Genomic DNA, 1,092 nt, shown 5'->3' with positions numbered 1-1,092 from the left:
GGCGACCTCCGCCGAGACCGGCACACCCTCACCGTTGGTCACCCGGGCCGTGAGGACCGTACGGCCCACCACGCACCGCGCGGACGTCTCGACCGAGACCTCGAGCGGCTCCGGCTCGGGGTCAGGCTCACCAGCCGGCAGACCCGTCAGGTACTCGAACCCGGAGGTCACGAATTCCTCACCGTCGGGCGCACGGTCGTACTCGAGGACGTAGTACGCGATGTCCGCGTCCTGCGCCGCAGCGAGGATGCCCTGCAGGTCCACGTCCCCCTCACCGAGGTTGGTGAACACCGGGTTACCGGGCCCACCAAGGTTCGTCGCGTCCTTGATGTGCAGGAGCTCGATCCGGTCCCCGTGCTCCTCGATGAGGTCCGCCACGTCGATCCCGGCGTGCGCGGCCCACGCCACGTCCAGCTCGAACGTGACCCACTCGGGGTTGGTCTCGGCGACGAGGATCTCCCACGCCGACATGACCTCACCCTCATGCTCGTACGTGGTCGTGAACTCACCCGCGTGGTTGTGCCCGAAGAACTTCTCGAACCCGGCCTCGACCGCGCGCTCGCCCAGGCGGTTCATCGTCTCCGCCGTGGCCAGCGTGTTCTCGTAGGAGCCGATGCCCGGGGAGGCGAACCCACCCGAACCCACGTACTCCTGACCGAGGGCCTCCACGAACGCGAGCGTCTCGTCAAAGCTGGCCTCGTTCGTGTCGTAGTGCGAGGACGGGATACGCAGACCGAGCGCATCCGTCATCGCCCGGAACTCCTGGGCGGTGTACCCGTTGAAGTTCCCGCCGTAGGGCTCGATGTTCTCGAACCCGATGCTCGCCAGACGCTCGAGCACCGCCGGCAGACCGTCGGCGTTCACCCACGGGATGAGCGAGAACATCTGGACCGAGACCTGCTCCACCGGAACCAGGACCGGCTCCGCGGGCTCCTCGAGTGCCTTGATGCGCACGTCGCGGAAGGAGACGCTGTCCGAGCCGCCATGGTTCTGCAGCCCGATGAAGCCCGAGCTGAGGTCCCGGGCCGGGTCGGTCGAGACGAAGTCGTTGACCAGCACCCCGTTGAGGTACACGCGGATGTTCGGGTCGTC

Annotated in this window: 1 protein-coding gene; it reads right to left on the bottom strand. The window is 67.6% G+C overall.

Annotation, left to right across the window (positions count from 1 at the left end; all coding sequences use genetic code 11):
- Positions 1–1,092, bottom strand: a 1,092-nt coding sequence (locus V2J63_RS15735) for a TIM barrel protein (protein ID WP_331231938.1), incomplete at both ends; no start/stop codon positions are given.

Origin of the sequence: Georgenia wangjunii (genome assembly GCF_036421975.1) — a bacterium.
Taxonomy (GTDB): Bacteria; Actinomycetota; Actinomycetes; order Actinomycetales; family Actinomycetaceae; genus Georgenia_A; species Georgenia_A wangjunii.
This window is presented reverse-complemented; position numbering and strand designations above follow the sequence as displayed.